This is a genomic window from Stackebrandtia albiflava, from assembly GCF_007994225.1.
Classification (GTDB): Bacteria; Actinomycetota; Actinomycetes; order Mycobacteriales; family Micromonosporaceae; genus Stackebrandtia; species Stackebrandtia albiflava.
In genome coordinates this window covers 941,559-963,726 of the sequence record NZ_VLLL01000006.1, presented here as the reverse complement: position 1 = coordinate 963,726, position 22,168 = coordinate 941,559, and the positions used below count along the sequence as shown (strand labels likewise).

15 protein-coding genes are annotated in these 22,168 nt (G+C 68.9%); 1 reads left to right on the top strand and 14 read right to left on the bottom strand.

All coding sequences use genetic code 11. The annotated features are described in order from the left end of the window. Positions 1–83 precede the first annotated feature (83 nt). The 13 genes from rpoB to LX16_RS27970 all read right to left on the bottom strand — a co-directional run bounded on the left by rpoB (position 84) and on the right by LX16_RS27970 (position 16,220). On the bottom strand, positions 84–3,515 hold the full coding sequence (rpoB, locus tag LX16_RS15255) for a DNA-directed RNA polymerase subunit beta (RefSeq protein ID WP_147139384.1): 3,432 nt from the start codon (positions 3,513–3,515) through the stop codon (positions 84–86). Between the two features lie 400 nt (positions 3,516–3,915). Then, positions 3,916–4,293 (bottom strand): type II toxin-antitoxin system death-on-curing family toxin, encoded by a 378-nt coding sequence (locus LX16_RS15250; RefSeq protein ID WP_147139382.1) that lies wholly within the window; start codon positions 4,291–4,293, stop codon positions 3,916–3,918. Continuing rightward, positions 4,290–4,487 (bottom strand): hypothetical protein, encoded by a 198-nt coding sequence (locus tag LX16_RS15245; protein WP_147139379.1) that lies wholly within the window; start codon positions 4,485–4,487, stop codon positions 4,290–4,292. Before LX16_RS15245 ends, LX16_RS15250 begins: the two co-directional genes overlap by 4 nt. Positions 4,488–4,538: 51 nt before the next feature. After that, positions 4,539–5,252: a hypothetical protein gene (locus LX16_RS15240; protein ID WP_147139377.1), complete on the bottom strand. Its 714-nt coding sequence runs from the start codon at positions 5,250–5,252 to the stop codon at positions 4,539–4,541. Then, positions 5,252–5,830: a hypothetical protein gene (locus LX16_RS15235; protein WP_147139376.1), complete on the bottom strand. Its 579-nt coding sequence runs from the start codon at positions 5,828–5,830 to the stop codon at positions 5,252–5,254. The genes LX16_RS15240 and LX16_RS15235 overlap by 1 nt, the downstream gene beginning before the upstream one ends. Before the next feature lie 28 nt (positions 5,831–5,858). Continuing rightward, positions 5,859–7,136 carry an MlaD family protein gene (locus LX16_RS15230; protein WP_147139374.1) on the bottom strand — a complete coding sequence of 426 codons (1,278 nt, stop codon included), beginning with the start codon at positions 7,134–7,136 and terminating at the stop codon, positions 5,859–5,861. Then, a complete protein-coding gene (locus LX16_RS15225) occupies positions 7,133–8,278 on the bottom strand; it encodes an MCE family protein (RefSeq protein WP_244615835.1) in 1,146 nt (381 codons plus the stop codon). Before LX16_RS15225 ends, LX16_RS15230 begins: the two co-directional genes overlap by 4 nt. Continuing rightward, complete coding sequence (locus tag LX16_RS15220) at positions 8,275–9,387, bottom strand: MCE family protein (RefSeq protein ID WP_147139372.1); 1,113 nt, start codon at positions 9,385–9,387, stop codon at positions 8,275–8,277. Before LX16_RS15220 ends, LX16_RS15225 begins: the two co-directional genes overlap by 4 nt. Then, positions 9,384–10,400, bottom strand: a complete 1,017-nt coding sequence (locus LX16_RS15215; protein WP_147139369.1) for an MCE family protein — start codon at positions 10,398–10,400, stop codon at positions 9,384–9,386. Before LX16_RS15215 ends, LX16_RS15220 begins: the two co-directional genes overlap by 4 nt. 1 nt (position 10,401) lies before the next feature. After that, positions 10,402–11,484 carry an MCE family protein gene (locus tag LX16_RS15210; RefSeq protein ID WP_280176809.1) on the bottom strand — a complete coding sequence of 361 codons (1,083 nt, stop codon included), beginning with the start codon at positions 11,482–11,484 and terminating at the stop codon, positions 10,402–10,404. A 102-nt stretch (positions 11,485–11,586) separates the two neighbouring features. Further along, positions 11,587–12,561, bottom strand: a complete 975-nt coding sequence (locus tag LX16_RS15205) for a glycosyltransferase (RefSeq protein ID WP_147139366.1) — start codon at positions 12,559–12,561, stop codon at positions 11,587–11,589. Between the two features lie 74 nt (positions 12,562–12,635). Continuing rightward, the gene (locus LX16_RS15200) at positions 12,636–15,329 is read right to left on the bottom strand and encodes a stealth conserved region 3 domain-containing protein (protein ID WP_147139364.1); all 2,694 of its coding nucleotides are present in this window, start codon (positions 15,327–15,329) and stop codon (positions 12,636–12,638) included. A 294-nt stretch (positions 15,330–15,623) separates the two neighbouring features. Continuing rightward, positions 15,624–16,220: an acyltransferase gene (locus LX16_RS27970; protein WP_147139362.1), complete on the bottom strand. Its 597-nt coding sequence runs from the start codon at positions 16,218–16,220 to the stop codon at positions 15,624–15,626. 383 nt (positions 16,221–16,603) lie between these two features. Here LX16_RS27970 and LX16_RS15190 point away from each other — a divergent pair, with 383 nt between their 5' ends. After that, positions 16,604–18,529 (top strand): tetratricopeptide repeat protein, encoded by a 1,926-nt coding sequence (locus tag LX16_RS15190; RefSeq protein ID WP_147139360.1) that lies wholly within the window; start codon positions 16,604–16,606, stop codon positions 18,527–18,529. 61 nt (positions 18,530–18,590) lie between these two features. Here LX16_RS15190 and LX16_RS15185 read toward each other — a convergent pair whose 3' ends face one another. Next, a complete protein-coding gene (locus LX16_RS15185; RefSeq protein ID WP_147139358.1) occupies positions 18,591–22,109 on the bottom strand; it encodes a bifunctional glycosyltransferase/CDP-glycerol:glycerophosphate glycerophosphotransferase in 3,519 nt (1,172 codons plus the stop codon). Positions 22,110–22,168 lie beyond the last annotated feature (59 nt).

Genomic DNA, 22,168 nt, shown 5'->3' with positions numbered 1-22,168 from the left:
TCGATGTAGGGATTTCCACTGATGTCTTCGCTGACGTGGGCGGCGCCGGGCCGATGCTCGCCCGGCCCGGCGACCGCATGTCGTCACGCTCCTTCGAGGTCGACGCTGCTCGGTTCGTGCCGGGACAGGTCGATGCCCAGTTCTTCGGCGGCGCGGAACACCTCGTCGTCGCTGTCGCGCATCTCGACGGTGGTGCCGTCGCTGGACAGCACCTCCACGTTCAGGCAGAGCGACTGGAGTTCCTTCAGCAGCACCTTGAACGACTCCGGGATGCCCGGCTCCGGGATGTTCTCGCCCTTGACCACGGCCTCGTAGACCTTGACCCGGCCGAGGATGTCGTCGGACTTGATGGTCAGCAGTTCCTGCAGCGCGTAGGCGGCGCCGTAGGCCTGCATGGCCCAGCACTCCATCTCGCCGAACCGCTGCCCACCGAACTGCGCCTTACCGCCCAGCGGCTGCTGGGTGATCATCGAGTACGGCCCGGTGGAACGCGCGTGGATCTTGTCGTCCACCAGGTGGTTCAGCTTCAGGATGTACATGTATCCGACCGAGATCGGCCCGGGGAACGGCTCACCGGTGCGGCCGTCGAAGAGCCTGGCCTTGCCGTCGGGACCGACCATCCGCTCACCGTCGCGGTTGGGACGGGCCGACTCCAGCAGGCCGGTGATCTCGTCGAGGTGGACACCGTCGAACACCGGGGTGGCGACGGTCGAGTCCGGCGGGGCCTCGTCGGCGCCGATGGCCTTGAGCGCCTTCTGCCAGCCCTCGGTCTCGCCCGCGAGCTTCCAACCCGACTTGGCGACCCATCCGAGGTGGAGTTCCAGCACCTGGCCGATGTTCATACGGCCGGGCACACCGAGCGGGTTGAGCACCACGTCGACCGGGGTGCCGTCCGGGAGGAACGGCATGTCCTCGGCGGGCACGATCTTGGAGATGACGCCCTTGTTGCCGTGACGGCCGGCGAGCTTGTCACCGTCGGAGATCTTGCGCTTCTGGGCGATGTACACCCGGACCAGCTCGTTGACGCCGGGCGACAGTTCGTCGCCGTCCTCACGGCTGAACGTGCGGACGCCGATGACCGTGCCGGATTCACCGTGCGGCACCTTCAGCGACGTGTCACGGACCTCGCGCGCCTTCTCACCGAAGATGGCGCGCAGCAGGCGCTCCTCCGGGGTCAGTTCGGTCTCACCCTTGGGGGTGACCTTGCCGACCAGGATGTCGCCGTCGCGGACCTCGGCGCCGATGCGGATGATGCCGCGCTCGTCGAGGTCCGACAGCATCTCCTCGGAGACGTTCGGGATCTCCCGGGTGATCTCCTCCGGACCGAGCTTGGTGTCGCGGGCGTCGACCTCGTGCTCGTCGATGTGGACGGAGGTCAGTACGTCCTCCTGGACCAGCCGCGAGGACAGGATGATCGCGTCCTCGTAGTTCTGGCCCTCCCACGGCATGAAGGCGACGAGCAGGTTCTTGCCCAGCGCCATCTCACCGTGGTCGGTGCACGGGCCGTCCGCCATGACCTGACCCGCCTCGACCCGGTCCCCCTCGTTGATGACGGGGATCTGGTTGACACAGGTGCCGGCGTTGGAACGACGGAACTTGTGCAGCAGGTAGGTGCGGCGGTAGCCGTCGTCCTGGTGGACGGTGATGTAGTCGGCGGAGACGTCCTCGGCGACACCGCCGACCTCGGCGACGACCACGTCACCGGCGTCGACGGCGGCACGGTACTCCATGCCGGTGCCCACGAACGGCGACTGCGTCTTGATCAACGGCACGGCCTGACGCTGCATGTTCGCGCCCATGAGGGCGCGGTTGGCGTCGTCGTGCTCCAGGAACGGCACCATCGCGGTGGCGACGGAGGTCATCTGGCGCGGGGAGACGTCCATGTAGTCGACGGCGTCGTGGCCGACCAACTCCATCTCGCCGCCCTTACGGCGCACCAGGACCCGGTCCTCGGCGAACGAGCCGTCGTCGGACAGCGGCGTGTTCGCCTGCGCGATGACGACGCGGTCCTCCTCGTCGGCGGTCAGGTACTCCACCTGGTCGGTGGCCCGCCCGTCGATGACCTTGCGGTACGGCGTCTCGATGAAACCGAACGGGTTCACCCGCGCGAACGCGGACAGGGCGCCGATCAGACCGATGTTCGGGCCTTCCGGGGTCTCGATCGGGCACATCCGGCCGTAGTGCGACGGGTGGACGTCCCGGACCTCCATGCCCGCGCGGTCACGGGAGAGACCACCCGGACCCAGCGCGGAGAGCCGGCGCCGGTGGGTGAGGCCCGCGATCGGGTTCACCTGGTCCATGAACTGCGACAGCTGCGAGGTCCCGAAGAACTCCTTGATCGCGGCGACGACCGGGCGGATGTTGATCAGGGTCTGCGGCGTGATCGCCTCGACGTCCTGCGTCGTCATCCGCTCGCGGACCACCCGCTCCATGCGGGACAGGCCCACCCGGACCTGGTTCTGGATCAGCTCGCCGACGGTGCGGAGCCGCCGGTTGCCGAAGTGGTCGATGTCGTCGCGGTCGTAGCCCTCTTCACCGGTCTGCAGCTTGCACAGGTACTCGATCGTGGCGACGAGGTCGGCCTCGGTCAGCACGCCGGTGGAGATGGGGGTCGACAACCCGAACTTCTTGTTCAGCTTGTAGCGCCCCACCTTGGCCAGGTCGTACCGCTTCGGGTTGAAGAACAGGTTGTCGAGCAGCGCCTCGGCGTTCTCCTTGGTCGGGGGCTCGCCCGGGCGCAGCTTGCGGTAGATGTCGAGCAGCGCCTCGTCCTGACCGGAGATGTGGTCCTTCTCCAGGGTCGCCATCATGATCTCCGACCAGCCGAACCGCTCCCGGATCTGGTCGTTGGTCCAGCCGATGGCCTTCAGCAGGACGGTGACGGCCTGACGGCGCTTGCGGTCGATGCGGACACCCGCGGTCTCCCGCTTGTCGATGTCGAACTCCAGCCAGGCGCCCCGGCCGGGGATGACCTTCACGCTGGACAGGTCGCGGTCGGACGTCTTGTCGGGCTGCTTGTCGAAGTACACGCCGGGGGAACGCACCAGCTGGGAGACCACGACCCGCTCGGTGCCGTTGATGATGAAGGTGCCCTTCGGCGTCATCATCGGGAAGTCACCCATGAACACCGTCTGGCTCTTGATCTCGCCGGTGGTGTGGTTGATGAACTCCGCGGTGACGAACAAGGGGGCGCAGTAGGTGAGGTCTTTCTCCTTGCACTCCTCGATCGGTGCCTTCACCTCGTCGAAGCGAGGGTTGGAGAAGGACAGCGACATGGTGCCCGAGAAGTCTTCGATCGGGCTGATCTCTTCGAGGATGTCGTCCAGCCCGCAGGTGGCGCCCGGCTCCGTGCGGGCACGGTAGGCGTCGTTGCCGACCAGCCAGTCGAACGAGTCGGTCTGCAGTGCGAGCAGGTTGGGAACCTCGAGGTGTTCGGTAATCCTGCCGAACGAGATTCGGTTGGGAGCGAGCGCGCTCGATGGAGAGCTGGTCTTCGCAGGGCGGGAAGCTGCCAAGATTCGTCCTTCCGAGGACCTGTGGTGCGACGGCCGATGTAACGCCGCTTCGGGGCCCTCGGTTGCAGTACGACCGCGTCGGTGCCGGTCCGGCACTTTTCTGCGTCGGTGGTGAAGCCCCACATGAGGACTGACATCCCGTTATCAGACTGCGGTCATGCTAAAGAGGGCGCGAGAAGGCAGCGCAAACTAGCAGTGTAGCCGAGTTGTACGGCGTCGTCCACCCACCCCGGGAAGGTCTTCTGCGAGCGGTCAGATTCGCTCGCGCGTACGAAATGATACGCATGCGTTGCCTGTGAAACAGAATGCCCCGGCATCGCCGTCTCGTCAAGACCTTCCGCGCTTTTGGTCGGCTCCGGGTAGCGATCCGGCCACGTTACCGGCGGGTCGGCGGTCGCGGTCACCCAGACCACATCGCCAGGGTCTTGGCGATGTCGGGCACCTCCAGCTCACCCCGGGCCACCTGGAGAACGAATTCCTCGGCCGTGTCGACGTCGGGGGGCCGCACGTCACCACGATTCAATCGATACATCACTCGCATCGCCACCCAGGCCAGTCGCTTGTTCCCGTCGACCAACGGATGGTTCCGCGCGAGTGAATGCAGCAGTGCGGCCGCCTTGTGGTGCAGATCGGGATAGGCGTCGTCGCCGAACACCGACGCCTGCGGCCGGGCCGCGGCCGACTCCAGAAGACCGTAGTCGCGCACTTCCGGTGGCGTCTTCCCCTGGATACGTGCCGCGATGCGCAGCAGGTCCGCCAGGTCGAGGAAGTCGGTCACCGAGCGAGCCGATCTAGAAGCTCCGCGTCCTCGCGCATGATCTCTTCCACGCTGGCGTCAACCAGTTCGTTGTGAGCGGTGAGGTAGCGATGGATCGCCTCAATGGCGATCTCCTGCTTGGAACGCTTCTCCTTCGCCGCGCGCTCGGTCAGCATCCGGTCATCGACTTCAGGGAGTCGCAATGTCATGGCCATAAGCCCATGGTATCGAGAGATACCATTAGATACCACCCTTTGGCGCGCCCGTCACAGCGACTTGGCGTTCACCACCCGCCAGGCGTCGTCGACGAACACCATGGTGAGCACCACCCGGGTCTGGTCGACCTTGCTGCCCTCGATACCGGTGTTGGTGACGACGTGGTCCATGAACACCAGCACCTCGACGGCGTCGGCGTACTCGGTGCCCTCGGAGTCGGTGAAGGTGACCGACTCGTTCAACAACCCGATGTCCACGACCCGGGCCACGACCTTGGCCTGCTCGGTCTCCACGGTGGCGCGCAGGTCCTCGGTGGTGACGCGGTAGTCCTCGGCGAACTCGCCGGTGGCGTGTGCCGAGGCGTTGGCGATGGAGGCGTCGAAGTCGCGGTAGTCGTAGGAGAACAGCGCGACCGCCGCCGTCTTGGCCGCCCGGACCGCGTCGGCGGTCTCGTCGCCGCGGTCGGTGAAGGCGGCCCCCAGGTACGTGATCACCGCCAACAGGCAGGCGAAGCCGGTGGCCGCGGCCAGCCCGAACGCGGTCTGCCGCAGGCCGCCGCGGCCGCGGTCGGCGCCTCCGGTGGGCACCGGGGACGGGCGGCGCCGGGACGCGGTGGGACGCGGCTTGCGATCGTGGCGACCGTCTCGCTGCCGGGGGATCTTCGCGGTGGTGGCGGGGCGCGGGCTCGGCCGTGAGGCCGGTTTCCCGGCCGCACTCGTCCGGTTCCCCCGGTTGCGGAGTCTGCGTGGGACGTGACCCGCCATCAGGCCACCTCCAACCGGCCGATGAGCCACTGGCCCTCGACCAGGGCCATCTGCACCCGGAACCGGTAGTGGTCGGTGATGGGTTCACCGGTCGTCCCGCCGTCCTCGGGTTCCGGAGTCGACTCCTCGTCGGGCGTCTCGCCCTCCTCGGCGGGTTCCTCGCCCTCCGGGGGCGGCGCGGCGGCGGTGGTCACGGCGTCGGCGACCAGTATGACGGTCGCCGAGTCGGAGTCGCCGGACACGTAGGCGGCGTACTCGACGGTGGCCTCCTGGGTGACGGCGGCGCCGAGCACCGACTCCCGCACCTGGTCGCGACCGGCGGCCAGTTCCTCGGCGAACTCGCCCGTGGCGAGGGCCTCGACGGCGGCCAGGTCCGAGTCGATGGTCTCCGGCGACACCGACATGAGCGCCAGGACGCCCTCGGTCGCATTGGCGACGGCGGCGTCCCGTGCGGTGTCGGCCCGCCAGGCGTCCCACCACTTGAATCCGAACACTCCGGCGGTGCCGAGCGCCGCCAGCAGCAGCAGTGCCAACGCGATGTTGACCGGCAGCCACCAGGCGAGGCGAGCAGGTTTCACGATTCGCCTCCCGGCGCCGTACGAGGGGTCATGAGGTCACTCCGGTGAGGAGCAGGTGTTTCCACGACTGTTCGCCGGCGAGCGCGTAGTGGCCGCCGGTGCCGCCGAACCGGATCGGGTCACCGTACTGGTCGACCAGCAGTCCGGTCAACGGGTCGTATCCGGAGGGCTCGGGCGTGCCGGAGGGCTCGTCGCCGGTGTCGTCGCCGGATTCGGTGGGTTCTCCGGAGCCCGGCAGCGGCACCGGGTAGATCGGCGGTCCCTGCGGGCCCGGCGCGTTCTGCCAGCCTCGCACCGACGAGCCGTCGCCGTGTTCGTCCGCGGTGCAGGCGTACTCGGTGTTCCCGGTCCCGTAGATACACGGCGGCGGGTTGTCGAAGTTGAGCACGAGCCCGAAGTGGGCGGTGCCGTCGCCGGGCGAGACGGTGAACCCCCCGGACACGACCATCGGATAGGTGACCAGGATCACTTCGAGGTTGGAGAGTCGCTGCACCGCGACGCCGTTGACGCTGATCATGTTGCCCAGCAGCACTCCGAGGCTCGGGTCGAGGTCCTGGAGCAGATCGGTGACCTCTCGCGTGGCCTCGGGTGCCTCGGCGACGAGCTCCCGGATGTCGGCGTCGGATTCGGCGATGGTGGTGGTGAGGGCGGCGAGCTGGTCCGCCCAGGTGCGGATCGCCGACGCGGAGTCGAGTTGCGTCTGCAGGACCGTCTGGCCGTCCCGCAGCAGTTCGACGGTCTCCGGCAGGTGGGCCGACGCGTCGTCGACGATCGACTGGGTGGCGGTCAGCAGCCGGGCCAACGCCTCCTCGTTGCCGTCGAAGGCGGCACCGAGCTCGTCGACCACGACCGCCAGCTCGTCGGGGTCGATACCGGCGAGCAGGCCGTCGAGGTCGGCCAGCAGCGTCTCCATCGGCAAGGGGGTCCGCATCCCGACCAGCACGTCGCCGTCCGCCAGGTACGGCCCGGCGGCCGACGCCGGCCGCAGGTCCACGTACTGCTCGCCCACGGCGGAGCGTTGCGCCACCACCACCTCGACGTCGGCGGGCACCTCGACGTCGGATTCGATGAGCAGTTCGATCCGGGCGCCGTCGCCGTGCAGCGTGATCTCACCGACCTTGCCGATCGGGACGCCGCGGTAGGCGACGGCGGCGTGCCGGTAGGCGCCTCCGGCGTCGTCGGCCTCGACGTAGACGGTGTAGGAGGTGTCGAACCAGCCGAGGTAGCGCACGCCGACGAACGCGACGCCCAGTAGGGAGATGAGCGCGAACACCCCGATCTGGAGGCGGAGCCTGCGGCCGGTCATTCGGTGTCCCCCTCGCCGCCGGTTCCGGATTCGTCGTCGGTGCCGCCGGTGAGTCCGGCGAGTCCGATGCCGAGCAGTTCGGTGAGGCCGCCGATGACCGGTTCGATCCCCTGGTCGCCGGAGCTCTCCGGGTTGTCGGGGTCGACCTGTTCGGTGGGTTTGTCGCCGGCGACGTTGTCGAGGATCGCGGCCACGTCCACGTCGAGGGTGATGTGGAGGTTGACGAAGTCGTCGTGGACGGCGTCGGAGGCGTTGTACGGGAACGGGTAGGACAGCGCCAGTTCCAGGCCCTGCGGGAAGTCGTCGCCCGCGGCCACCAGGTTCTCCAGTACCGGTTGCAGGTCGTTCAGGATCGCTATGGTCTCGTCGCCGGCACCTTCGATGACCTCGGTGCCGACCTCACCGAGTTCGCCCAGCGCCACGATGCCGTCGCTGATGAGTTGTTCCTGGTCCGCCAGGACGGTGATCCCGGGTGCGATGGCGTCCAGGGCGTCGCGGATGGTGTCGGTCTGGTCGGCCAGGTCCGCCGACAGGCGTTCCAGGGCCTCCAGGGCGGTGACGATGTTCTCGCGTTGCCCGTCGAGGGCGGCGAGGAACGACTCCAGTTCGCCCAGGGTGTCGGTGATGTCGGCCTCGCGGCCCTGCATGAGCGCCACGAGTTCGGTGTTGATGGTGCGGAGCTGTTCCAGTCCACCGCCCTGCAGGACGAGGGCGAGCGCGCCCAGCACCTCCTCCACCTCGGCGCCCCGGTCGGTGCGGTCGAGACCGATGACGTCGCCGTCGCCGAGCGGGTCGTCCGACGGGTGGTCGAGCGGCGGCGACAGTTCGACGAACTTCTCACCGAGCAGGCTGGTCTGCCGCAGCGCCGCGGTCGCGTTGTCGGGCAGGGCGACGTCGGCGTTGACGCTGACCAGCACCTCGGCGGTCCAGTCGTCGGCCAGCGACACCTCCTCGACCTGGCCGACGGTCACGTCGTCCACCTTGACCGCCGAGTACGGGACCAGGTCGGTGACGTCGGCGAACCGGATGACGACCCGGTAACCGCCGCCGCCTTCGCCGCCGGGCAGCGGCACCGATGAGCAGGCGGTCAATGCGACGGCGACCGCCAGCAGGGTTCCGGTGAGGGTGCGGCGTCGGTTCACGACAGGTCCAGGGCGGGTGACTGTCCGACCAGGGCGGCCAGTTCGTCGGGCATCTCGAGGTCGGAGGCGGCCAGCGCGTCGGCCAGTTCGAAACACGCCGCCGGGATGTCCTCGAATCCGACGGCGTAGGTGAGCTGGCTGCACAGGAACGTCGCGGGGTCGTACGGGCCGAGCAGGTCGTCACGGGTGTCGAGGGTGCCGGAGCGGGCGTTGTACGCCAGGTCGAGGTTGGTGAGGGCGACCGGCGCGTAGTCGAGGATCGTGATGAGGGCCTCCTGCTGCCTGGCGAACACCCCGGACAGTTCGGCGAGCTGTTCGACGTTGGCGGTGAGGGCGTCGGCGTTGTCGGCGATGAATCCGGATATGTCGCCCAGCGCGACGGTCAACTGCCGTACCGCCTCGGCGAGGGTGTCGCGTTCGTCGGCGAGCTGCGTGGACACCTCGGCGAGCTGTTCGTTGAACAACTGGATCTGCGCGTCGGACTGGGCCAGCGTGTCGGTGAACTCCGCGAGATTGTCCACAGTGGTCCACAGGTCGTCGCGGTGGGTGTCCAACACCTCCGCGACGTCCGCGAGGTCGTTGAGCGACTGCCCCAGCGCCTCACCGTTGCCGTCCAGGTTCTCCTTGGCGGTCGCGATCAGCTCCGCCAGGCTGCCGTCCTCGCCGAGGGCGGCGGCGAACTCGTCCAGCGAGGCGTACACCTCGTCCAGTTCCAACGGGACGACGGTGTTCGCCGGTTCCAGCACCGCGCCGTCGGGCAGCACCGCCCCGCCGGTGTAGGGCGGCGAGAGCTGGACGTACCGGTCGGCCACCACCGACGGCGGGATCACGATGGCCGTGACGTCGGCGGGGATGTCGTAACCGGACTCGACCACCATCTCCACCTCGACGACGTCGCCGGAGGGGCGGACCTCGGTGATCTCACCGACCTTCACGCCCAACACCCGCACGTCGGAGCCGACGTAGACGCCGACCGCGCGCACGAACTCGGCGGTGACGTGCCGTCCGCCGCCGGTCACCTGCCACGCCACGAAGGCCGACCCGAGCAGGACCGCGACGACGGCCGCGACGGTCCACCGGTGCCGGAGTAGGGAACGGACGCGGCTCATGAGTTCGGCTCCACCTGGTAGGGCTGGAGCAGACCCTCGATATAGGAGTCGAACCAGCGGCCGTTGCCGAGCACGTTGGAGAACGCCTTGATGAACGGCCCCATCGTGGTCAGCGTGTGTTCCAGGTTCTCCTGGTTGTCCTGCAGCAACGTCACCACCTCCGACAGCCGGTCCAGTGCCGGGCCGAGCCGGTCGTCCTGGTCGTCGACGAGTCCCTGCAGTTCCTCCGACAGCCAGACGGTCGTCGACAGCAGTTCCCGGATGGCGTCCTTCCGGTCCGACACCTCACCCAGCAGCAGGTTCCCGTCGGCGACCAGCCGGGCGAACTCGTCGTCGCGTTCGGCGAGCACGTCGGTGACGGTGCGGGCGCTGGCCAACAGGTCGCCCAGCTCCTCGTCCCGGGACGCGAGTGTCTGCGAGAGCGCGGACAGTCCTTCGAGGGAGTCACCGAACTCGTCGCCGGTGTCGGCGAAGGTCTCCGACAGCGTCCGCATCGCCTCGGCGAGTTGGTCGGTGTCGATCTCGTCGAAGGTTCCCGCCAGATTGTTCACCGCGTCCACCACGTCCAGCGGGGTCGCGGTGCGCGACAACGGGATCACGTCGCCGTCGAGGCTGCCCGAACCGGCCGGTTCGATCGACAGGTATCGCTGCCCCAGCAGCGTCTTCAACCGGACCGAGGCCCGGGTCTCGTCGCCCATCAGCACGTCCGCCTCGATGCGGAAGTCGACCGCGACGTGTGGTTCACGGGTACCCAGACCGGCCAGTTCCACAGTGGTCACCTTGCCGACCTTCACGCCGGCCACCCTGACCTCGGTACCGGGGGTGAGCCCGGCCGCGTCACGCAACTGCGCGGTGTAGGAGTGGCCGCCGGCCAGCAACAGCAGGTCGTCGAGTTGGAACGCGCCCAGCAACGCGATCAGCGCGACGACGAGCGTCACGGCGCCGGTCCGTTTGAGGTTCCGGGTGCGCGGCGGCCGGTCTCGGCGGCGGCGCGGGATTCCGAATCGCGGCATCTCAGTCCTCCTGGCAGCGCGCGAACGGGGAGTGGAAGCCGACCGGGTTGGCCGACAGGCCGCCGACCGAGACCTGTCCGTCCATGTCGCACAGGAAGAAGTTGAACCAGGAACCGTAGGAGCCGGTCGTGGTCAGCTCGGTGTAGGTGACCGGCAGCCTCGCCAGCGTGGTCTCCAGGGTCTCGGCGTTGGCGTTGAGGGTCGTCGCGAGCGTCTCCAGCGCCGACACGTCGGCGGCCAGCGGAGGACGGGCCTCCGCCACCAGGTCGGCGGTCTGTCCGGTCAGTTCCGACATGGACACGACGGCCTCACCGAGCGCGTCGCGGTCTGCCGACAGGCCGGAGATGAAGTCCTGGAGTCTCACGATCGAGGTGTCCAGGGCGTCCTCCCGGCTCGCCACCGTCGCCAGCACCTCGTTGAGGTTGTCGATGACCGCGCCGATGGTGTCGTCGTGGGCGGCGAGCGTCGAGGTCAGCGAGGCGGTGTGCGACAGGATCCCCTCGATGGTGGAGCCCTCGCCCTGCAACACCTGGATGATCTCGTAGGAGAGCTCGTTGACCTCCTCGGGACTGAGTGCCGCGAACAGCGGTTTGAAACCGTTGAGCAGCAGGGTCAGGTCCAGGGCCGGGGAGGTGCGTTCCAGCCCGATGGTGTCGCCGGGAGACAGAGTGGCCCCGGTGGAGTCGGCGGAACTGCGGGTCAACGCGACGTAGCGCTGACCGACGAGGTTGCGGTAGCGGATCGTGGCGTGGACGTCGGACGGCAGCGGCCGGTCGTCCTCCAGGCTGAACGACACCTCCGCGACCGGCGGTGCGCCGGCGTCCTGCCGCAGCCGGATGTCGTCGACCTCACCGACCTTGACACCCGCGATGCGGACCTCGTCACCGGGCAGCAGACCCGTGGCGTCGGTGAACAGTGCGGTGTAGCCCGGACCACCCGACAGGCGGACGCCGCCGAGGGCGTCGGTCAGCAACACCAACGCCAGGGTGGTCACGAGCGCGAAGATTCCGAGCCGAACACCGGACCCGACGGTGCCGGGGCCACCGGACCTTCTGGCCACAAGTCCTCCAAGCCACGCGCACATCGGTATTCAGAGTGTGATGTGCGTCAATCTGGCAGAGGCTAGCAAACCGGCCGGTGACCTGGGAACCCCCAACGGATAACAATCCCGGATCACTCCGGCCGGTCAACGCGTGACGATGCCCGACCCGGCCTTCTCCCGCTCCGACTCCAGCCGCGCCAACCGCTGGGTGAGCAGCCGCCGCCGCAGGAAGCTCGCACCGGCCAACTCGGTACGCAACGCCTTGATCCGGCGCTCGGTCTCCATCGCCCGCAGCGACAGGAACTTGGTGGGCGCCGTCGGAGTCGGTTCGCCCGCCTCCGCCAGTGCGGCGACGGCGGCCGGGTCGAGACCGAAGCCGGCCAACAGGTCGTCGTCGAGGTGGTATCCGTACCGGTGCTTGAGGATCTTGTCGCGGCGGGCGCCGTCGCCCTTGTCGGAGTCGGCGATGGCGTGGGCCGCGTACAGCCACCAGCGGGTACCGCCGTCGACGCCCCGGATGTACGCGCCGCGCGGCGCGTACCGCTGCTTGATCTCCCGGTGCGGCCGGGAGTAGACGCACTCGACCGCCTCGGCGGGCTCCAGAAGGGACAGGCCCAACGAATGGCTGTCGTGGTAACGGGTGTAGCCGCGCCGGTGGCTCGGCGACCACATGCATCCCAGGTTCAGCGAGAACACCGCCAGGTCGGAGTGCCCGGCGGCGATCGCGTCGGCGGCCTCGGACTGCAGGCGCTCGAAGGCGTCCACCCGAAGCGCGTCGTCGTCGTCGAGCCGCGAGGTGAGTACCCGGGAGAGTCCCCGGCGGGCGGCCTCCGCCTGACACCACTCCACCACCGCGCCGCGGAAGTCGGTCTTGAACTCGACCTCACGCACCCGCACGTTCGCCAGTGGCGCGACCACCGCGTCGAAGCGGCTCCTGGCACGCGGCGGCATCTTCGCGTCCACCACCAGCAGCCAGGTGAAGTCCTGCGAGGTCTGCGCCGCCATCGACGGCACGGTGACGGACTCGAACAGCCGAAGCCGGTAGTCGAACCATCCCTCGTCGTAGACGCCGATCCCCACCCGGGTACTCAGCACGTGCAGAAACTCGGTCGCGGCCATGGCCGTCACCTCCTGTCCGGCACGCGGTCGGCGGGCCGGGGTCGATCCAACATGTCAGGGCGGGGGCCGGCCGGTCAGCGGTCCGGGATCTCCCATTCGGCCGGTTCCGGCAGTGCCGCGGTGAAGAACCGGGCGAGATTCCGGGCCTGCCGGGCCAGGTCGACTTCGGTGTGACGGGTGGTGTTGAGGCAGTAGAACTTCGGTGGCCGCTGCAGGATCTGCTGGAAGCGGTCGAGCGAGTCGGCGCGGCCGGTGTCCAGGTAGACGTACTCGTTGCGGGCGCCCGGCCATTCCACGGCGCTGCCGGTGGCCATCCCGTAGTACTGCGCGAACATGCTCGGTATCGCGACGTCGGTGTTGGAACGGAACCGGGCCGCCCGGGTCGCCGCCACCTCCTCGGGATAGCGCTTCTCGATGTCGGCCAGCACACTGCGCTTCAGGACGAGCGGGACGTGCTTCACGCGGCGGTCCAGGGTGATGTCGAAGTCGTTCGACATCAGGCGCAGCGAGTTGTACGCGGCCCAGTCGGTCGGGATCGCGTCGTCCTCCGGCCTTCCCTGGTAGATGTACTGCGACGGCGACAACCGCACCTTCGCCTGACCGGCGATGGTGAAGAAGTCCGACTCGTCGCACTCCTGCCCCAGCAGGACGTCGTCGTTGAAGTAGACGAAGTTCTCCGACAGGCCCGGGATCCGGTGCAGGCACGCCTCGATGGCGTGCGAGTTGAACGTCGGCAGCACCGAAGCGTCCGGGAAGACGTCCCGGTGCGACACCACCGTGATCTTCGGGTGGTCGGGCGCCAGCCACGCCGGACGCTGATCCGCGGTGACGATGTAGACGTGCCTCACGAACGGCGCGAACAACTCCAGGGCGCGCAACGAGTACCGCAACTCCTGGCGGTCCAGGAAACGCTCCGGGTTGGCGGCGCTGGCGTTGGACGTCTCCCCGTCGTACCTGCGACGGTCGGCCTGCCAGGCCGGATCGCCCGCGTCCACCCAGGTGTAGACGACGTCCACCGGTCCGGCGGCGTGCCGCAGCCGCTCCCCCGCCACCCGCACCGGGGCGGTCCGGTCGGCGCACTGCGCGAACAACGGCGACCAGTCGACCCGGTGGGCGACCTTCTTCTGCGCCAGGTACCGGTTGCGTTCGGGTTCGTGCTGGACGAACAGGACCTTCAGGTAGCCCATCGGCCCGATGACGTACTCGCTGCGCTCGGCGGGCGTGCCGACCTCCAACCAGTCGGCGTGCGCGATGTCGTGGAAACTCAGTTTCGCCAGCGGCATCGTGTCGACGAGTTTCCACTGGTGACCCAGCCGGACCACCAGGTCGGGGTGCCGGCCGGCCGCCGCCGACAGCGCCCGGCGCAACCGCCGCTTGTCGGTGGCCAGCACCGCGAGGTCACTGCCGGGACGGTCGTCGTCGCGCACCAGCGGGAGACCGGCGTCCAGCAGGAACGGTTCCAACAGCCCCATCACGGCCTCGCGTCGCTTCGCGGGGGCGGCGGCGAGGCATCGATCGGCGTCGACGACGACGTCGGCTCCGCGACGGTCGCGGACGCGGCGGCGCGCGATACGGGCGATCCGCACCAACCGTCGCGACCTCCCGGCGGCCTCCAGCAGCCGGCGGACCGCCCGCCGGTGCAGCGGGAGGCCGTGCACGACCGAACGCGCCACCGTCGCCCTGCCGGTGCGGGAGAGCTGCGACTTCAGGCTCCGGTTGGTGGTGATGTAACGCCGCGTGGTGGCCCGGACCTGGTCGGCGGCGAAGTGCGGCGCCGGCCCGGTCTCCAGGAGTGACACGATCCGGCGGCCGCATTCGGCGCCGGCCGTTCCCGGGTTCACGAAGAACTCCTCGACGAACGCCTGGTAGTCCTCCGACTCGCGCCGTTTCTCGGCGTCGGCGAAGGCGCTGTACAGTCCTTCGGCGCCGCCGATCTCCTGCCAGTGCGCGGCGACGCCCGCCAGCACGGTGTACTGGCGTTCGTCGTCGGACAGCCGGTCGAAGTCCTTGCCGCGCGGATCGGGGTTGCCCGCCAACACCACCGGCAGCCCGGCGTAGAGGGCGTCGAAGGCGGCACCGGAGAAGTCACTGATCACGCCGTCGTGCTCGGCCAGGAGCCGCACCGGGTCGGCGTCGGCGTACACGACCCGCATGTGCTCGGGCAGTTCCTTGACCAGTTCCCGGTCCTCGGCGTGGTGGAGTTTGACGGTGACGTCGGCGTCGATCTCCCGGAGCGCCGGAAGCACCGACGGCACCGACGACAGCGAGCCGTACGTGGGCATGTAGAGGATGCGCTTGCGCCCGCCGCCGGACTGCCACGAGTCCCGCACCGGAGGCTCACCCTGGAAGATCCCGTCGAGCAGCGGGTTCCCGACCGCGGCGGCGCGGCAGAATCCGGCGACCCGGTTCAGCGGATGCTGGCCGTACATGAGGTTGAGGTGGGCGTGGGCGCGCCACACCCCGTACTGGTACCGCTCCTTGGCGAGGCTGTACTGCTGCGCCACGACCAGGGTCTTGTCGAAGAACTGCAGCGGGAGTACCGGCGTCTGGCAGACCACCGCGTCGTAGCGGCCGTCGAGACTCTTGAGGTTCTCCTGGGAGAGCGTCTCGACCGGGAGGCCGGGCAGGTGGGTGGCGACGGCCTCCTCCGACACGGCGAAGTCCCGTTTGCGGACCTCGACGACGACGGCGGCGTCGGGCACGTGGGGCGCCATCTGTTTGTAGTGGAACAGTTGGTATCCGGTGGTGACCACAAAGGCGACGCTCACGCCGCGACCTCCTTTAGACGGCTGGAGCGGCCCGACTCCGTGATCGGTGTGGGCCGCGCGTGCCGGACCCCGCCGAACCCCTTTCGGGTGACCGGGCGATCACGTGGAGTCGCCGCCGGTAGACCATACCGCCGCCGGTGGCCGAAATCGCGGATTGAACCGCCGTGTCCCCGGCGCGACCAGCGGCGGCGGCCCCGTGCCGCTCCCCGCCGGACGAGACGGCAGCCCGGGGAACCGGAGGCGGTGGCGACTCGGGCCGACGCCCGGTGCGACACCGTGAAGCCCCGTCACGGGTCAGGACTCGTCCGGCTCCACGCCGTCTCCGGCGGCCCGGTAGACCTCCCCCGTCCGGGGGCATTCCCAGCGGGACTCGCCAGCCCGCCGCAGTGGCACGCCGGCCCTGCCCACCCAGGCGTGGAACCGGGCGGGGTTGCCGATGACCAACGCGAAGTCGGGAACGTCCTTGGTCACGACCGCGCCGGCACCGACGACGGCGAAACGCCCGATCCGGACGCCGGGCAGGCAGACCGCGCGCGCCCCGATGCTGGCGCCGTCGGCCACGGTCACGCCCGCCGCCGTCCAGTCACCGGCCGTCTTCGGGGCGCCGTCGGGGGTGACGGCGCGCGGATAGGGGTCGTTGGTGAGGACCGCCGCCGGGCCGACGAACACGCCGTCGCCCAACCGCGCGGGCTCGTACACCAGCGCGTAGTTCTGGATCTTGCAGTTGTCCCCCACGACCACACCGGAACCGATGTACGCGCCCCGCCCGACGACGCAGTCCCGGCCGACGACGGCGGCGTCGCGGACCTGCGCCAGATGCCAGATCCGGGAACCGCCGCCTATCGTCGCGGAGTCGTCGACGTCCGCCGTGGCGGACACGTGCGGGTTCATCGGTGTCGTCCTCCCCTCGGCGGACCCGGTCGACCGGGTCCGCACCGCCGGGCGCCATGGTTCCAGAGACACCACGCGAACCGGCGGAGATCCGTCGGCCGAAGCACCGGTGTCTCGCCACCACCCCGCCTCGGCCGGAGAGCCGTCCCGCCGGAAACCGTTACGCCCCACCGGGAAACACCCATAGCGGTACGTTACGGGCGAAGTCGGGCACGCGGGCGTGAATCCACCGCGCGGTGACCACATCGCGGTGTGTGACCTTGCCGGTGCGTGCATCCGCGGCCTCGCGCGACGGAATACCCTGTAACCGGCACCGTGGTTCGCCGTGATGCGAAGCGATCCACGCGGGTGTGCCACCACCTCGCCAGCAATTCGGGAGAACAGTGAAACAGAACGCGAAGCGACAGTTGTCACGAGTCGTGAACCGGTCTCGGCGGGAATGGTGGCGGCTCGCCGAGGCCGGCCTCTCGGCACTGCCGACGGCCTCCGGTGGATTCCGGCTCGGCATGGTCAGGGAACGCCGTGAGAAGTGGCGGGCGGCCGTCGCGGCCTACTCGTCGGCCATCCAGGCGGGTGCACCCCACAAGGCGCAACTGCTCGCCAGGCGCGCCGCCGTCTACGCCAAGTTGAAGCAGTGGCCGCAGGTGTTGGAGGACAGTCGGGCTGCCCTGGAACTCGATCCGGGGCGCGTCGAGGCGCTGGCCCCGATGGGCAGGGCGTATCTCGCGATGGGACAGCCCGACACCGCGGTGGAGATGCTCAAGCGCGGCCTGTCCTACATCCCGTCTGAGCCGGGCCTGCGCCGTGAACTCGCCAACGCCTACCAGCAGACCGGCAACTGGGGCAAGGCCCTCTCGGTCTACCGGCGGCTCCTGGACACGAACAAGTCCACGGCGGCCCGCCGGCAACATCTCGCCGCGGCCGCGGAACGCCGTTACCTCTGCCCGTTCGAGCTGCACGACGGCAAGGTCGTCAAGGTGTCCGCGAAGGACGCCAAGGAGGGCTACCAGATCGCCACCACGCAACTCCGCGAGGTGGTGAAGGCACCGAAGTCGCCCACCAAGAGCCCGTTCCAACTGGCCCGGCTGTACGAGTCGGCGGGCGACCACGCCCAGGCCGCCGAGTACTACACGCAGGCGTTGCGCCGGTTGGACGGCATCGACGCCCCCTGGGTCCACAACACCAGGTTGGCGTGGCGGTTCCGCCTCGACCACGTCAAGGAGCTGATGGAGCCCACCGTCGGCGCCGACCTGTGGCTGCACCGCCGCATCTTCCCCGGTCAACCGGCCGATCTCGACGGCATCGCGGGCTTCTTCGAGGCCGAGTTCAGCAACAACGGCCTGGCCCTGAGCGGCTTCGTGCTCCCCGGCACCACCCACGACATCGACATCATGCTCAACAGCCGCCGGATCGCGTCGATCTCCCCCGCGGAGAACGAGTGGCTGCCCAAGTTCCAGTTGACGATCCTCCACCGGGTCGTCGACGACTTCCCGTCGCGTGCCGTACTGAGCCTGTCGGTGCAGGACCGGCCGCTCGTCACGACCGGCTCGATCTGCAACGTGGACGTCTCGGTCCCGGGCGGGTCCGGGCGACTGAACGGCCTGCTGGACGAGGGCAACAAGATCAACAAGAAGGGCCGGTTCTCCCCTCCGGGCGGTGAACAGGCCGACGAGCGCCACCTCGACGCCTACGTCGAGGTGAGGAAACTGTGCGCCGAACAGCTCGGCATCGACCTCTTCCTCTGCTACGGCACCCTTCTCGGGTGTTACCGCAACGGTGACTTCATTCCCGGCGACGACGATCTCGACGTGGGCTACGTCAGCCGCGCCGAGGACCCGGCGGGTATGAAGCGGGAGGCGGAGGAACTGATGCTGGCCTTGGCCCGGCACGGTTACGACACCCGGGTGGCGATCGACGGGCGGCCGTTCCACCTGCGGGTCGGTGACGTCCGGCTGGACATCAACCCGATGTGGTTCTACGAGGGCCGGGCGTGGAGCTTCCGGAGCCACCAGCTCACCCGGGAGCAGTTCGCGCCGGTCCAGAGCGCGAACCTCCTCGGCCGCGAGGTGTACATCCCGCGCGACACCGAGGCGTTCCTCGCCGACAACTACGGCCCGGACTGGCAGACCCCGCAACCGGGTTTCCGTTACTACCGTGACCCGGCCGAGTTGGCGGTTCTGCGGTTGGCCCGGCTCAATCCCTCCGAAGTGGAGAAGATGACCGCACGCGCCGAGCAGATCCGCAGGGAGAACCCGGCCGCCGGGCGGTTCTTCGGATACGCCGACCCCAACAGCGTCGACTTCGGCTGACCACGGCCGACACGCGGAGCGGCCCTCCCTCCGGGGCATCCCGGGGGGAGGGCCGCCGTCGTCAACGCCGGTCCGCGAAGAGCCGTTCGATGAAGCGGTCGGTGGCGTGCCCGTCCTCGGCGTGACCGAAGATCTCCCGGATCCGCGCGTACCTCTCGGCGTAGTCCCGCTGCGTCTTCGGAAGGTCGCACAGCGCCTCGACCACCTCGTCGGTGGTCTCCAGCACCGGCCCGGGACCCTCGTTCTCCAGGTCGAAGTAGAAGCCGCGGAGCTGGTCGCGGTAGTGCGCCAGGTCGTAGGTGTAGAAGATGATCGGTCGGCCCGTGTTGGCGAAGTCCAGCGAGATCGTCGAGTAGTCGCTGATCAACACGTCGGCGGCGGCCAGCAGTTGCCGGACGTCGGGGTGGTTGGCCACGTCGTAGACGAAACCGTTGCCGTAGCCCAACAGGTCGTCGATGGTGTTGGGGTGCCGCCGCACCAGGAGCGCGTACTCCTCCTTGAGCCGGGCGGGGAACCGGGAGACGTCCAACCGCATGTCGAACTTGTACTGTCCGACCCGGTGGTACTCGTTGTCCCGCCATGTCGGGGCGTACAGGATCAGTTTGCGGTCCTGCGGGATACCCAGGTCATCCTTCAGCCGCCTGCTCAGCTCGGCGCGGTCACCGGAGATCAACAGGTCGTTCCGGGGGCTGCCGATCTCGATGATCTCGCCCTCGTACCGGAACGCCCTACGCAGGATCTCGGTCGAGAACGCATTGGGTGAGATCAGGAAGCTCCAGTTCGGAGTCTCCTGCGCGACCTTCCGCAGGTACGCCTTGTTGCTGAACTGCACCGACTCGATGTCGAAGCCGACCCGCTTGAATCCGATGCCGTGCCAGGTCTGGGCGACGGTCTGGCCCTCGCGCCGGCGGAACCAGTAGGGCAGGTGCGTGCTCGCCACGACGTACCGGCTGGTGGCCAGTGCCTCGCACCAGGCACGGCTGCCGTGCTCGACGCGTTCGACACCGTCGGGGATCGGAGCCTGGGCGTCCTTGGTCACCCACACGTGCCGCAGGCCGTCGTCCCGTCCCCGCAACGCCTCGTGCAGGGCGCGCGGCGAGTCCGAGTACTGCTTGCCGAAGAAGCTGTCGTACAACACCACGTCGCGAAGCGGCAGCGTCCGGGCCATCTCGGGATAGACGATCGTGCTCAGCCTGGACATGTTGTAGGTACCGCGTTCGTCGTCGGCGCGGCGCGGCGCCACCTTCAGGATCAACGCCTCCAGGCCGACCCTGGTCACCAGGTACCGTTCCCCGAACGGCAGCCCCTGCGTGATCGAGATCGCGTCGGGTGCGTACGACAGGTCCGTGTCGACCAGGTCGCCCTGGGCGTCGCGGAACCGCAGCACGAGGCGCCACCTTCCGGCACGCAGCGCGACCGTGGCCGCCGGCAGCGGGGCCGCCTCGGGGTCGAGACGCACCGACCAACCGCCGTCGTCGGCGACGTCGATCGGCAGCACCCGCTCCTCCTTGCGGCCGGTGTGGCGGCAGACGAGTTCGGGCCCCGTGACGTGTTCTCCGCCGACGCCCGACAGCTCCAACACGCCGTCGGGGCTCCACCGCGCCGAGGTGATCACCGGCAACGCCGGTACGAGCGTCAACGCCGTCCGGCCGTCGATGTCGGAGTCCACCACGATCTGGACCCCGGTGTAGAAGCCCTCGCCCGCGGACATGCCCTCACTGCACCGCACCTCGTAGGGCGCCGCGTCGGGGGACGGCAGCAGGTCCGCGAAGAGCCTGTCCTGCGTGCCGGCCACCGGAACGACCTGGACCGGGCCCAGTTGCGACATGACGGCCGCCAGCTCCAGGTCCGCGGTGAACTCGGTCAACCCCTCGGGTGTCCGGTGGTGGGAGGTCACCATCGTGGTGAGTTCGGGGACCCCGGGCACCCGGCACCACCGCAGCGTCGCCGCGTCGGTGAGCGGCGCCCGCGAGGTGCCGCGCAACCGCAATACGCCGTCCACAGTGCTCACATCGGTGATGCTCACCTCGGGGCGCTCCAGACGCAGCCGCAGCACCCCGCTCACCACCGTGGGGACGATCCGCAGGTCATCGGCGACGTCGATCGGGTGCAGGCCGAAATCGGTGAAGTCCGCGCCGGTGCGCAGACCACCGGTGTGCGCGCCCCTCGCCGTCAACGCGCCGACCGCGAACACCCAGTCCCCGTAGCGCCAGCTCCCGTCGGAGTCCCGCAGTTTCGACAACGGCAGTCTCGCGTGGTAGCCGGAATGCGCCGAACCCCAGGACAGGTCGGTCACGGAGGCCGTCGCCTGCGGACTCGGCAGACTGGTGAACCGGATGCTCACCCGGGTACCCGACTTCAGATGCCGCGCCCAGAACAACCGGTTGGCGGCGGTGATCCGCCCTTCGCTCGGAAGTCCCTCGATGTAGGCGTGTCCCCGCAGTTCGAGCGCCCCATCGTCAACCCCGAGGGAATAGAGCCTGCCCTTGGACTTCGCGTCGCCGGTGGACTGACCCACGTACCTCTTCAACACCCGCAGCGGTGTGAACTTCTTCAGTGCCCCGCGTACCGTCTCGTCCCCCTCGCCGGGCAGGCTCACCGGTTTCCTGCCTCCGTCGGCGAGCTCGTCGATCAGGCCCGCCAGGTCTCCATCGGCGACCAGCCGGACGCGGCGGCGCAGCGCGTCGGGGAGTTCCTGCACGACCCGGGACGGGACGCGCGCCAGGTACGGACCGGCGGCCGACATGAACTGTTCCCGGACCGGCGGCGGAGCGTGGTGGAGGTTGCGGAACATGATGCCGAACTTATGCCGGATGTCCATGGCGAAGAACGGTTCGAGCAGTTCCGGCCGCCGTTCGGTCAGCAGGTCGATGCTGATGATCGACGTGGCGATGCGGTCCACGAAGAAGTGGGCGTCGGACGTCTGCCGGCTGATGGACCGGGTCGCCCCCTCGCGCAGCCGCCAGTAGTACACCGGCAGGTTCAGGACGTCGACGTTCGTCGCGAGGGCGTGCGCCCGGATGCTGACCGGCCCGTCCTCGAAGTTGAGACCGTCGGGGAACCGCAGTCCCGCGTGGTCCCAGAACGAGCGGCGGTAGATCTTGTTGGCCGCCAACAGGTCGCGGATCAGTTGCGGGGTCTTGGCGACGGTCGTCGACAGGACGCTCTCCCGGTGGGACTCCCGCTGCATGGGCACGCTGAAGATGCCCCGGCTGTCGAGTCGGCTGACGCGGCCGGTGAGGAAGTCCGACCCCGTGGTCTCCAGGACTCGCATGGCGGTGGCGAAGGCGTAGTGCGGGATCAGATCGTCCGAGTCCACAAAGGTCATGTACTTGCCGGTGGCGTTCTCCGCGCCGGTGTTCCGCGCCCGGCTGAGTCCGCCGTTGGCCTGTGTGACCAGTTGGAAACGCTTGTCACTCTCGGCGTACTCGGCGGCGATCCGGCCGCTGCCGTCGGTGGAACCGTCGTCGACCATCACCACTTCGAGATCGTCGAAGGTCTGGTTCGCCAGCGAATCCAACGCCGGCCGCAGGAACTCTTCGACGTTGTAGATCGGTACGACGACCGAAAGTGTTGCCATTTGATTCCTCGTATAGGTTCACGACCGGTGAGATCCGGCCCTGTTCGAGACCGGCGCGA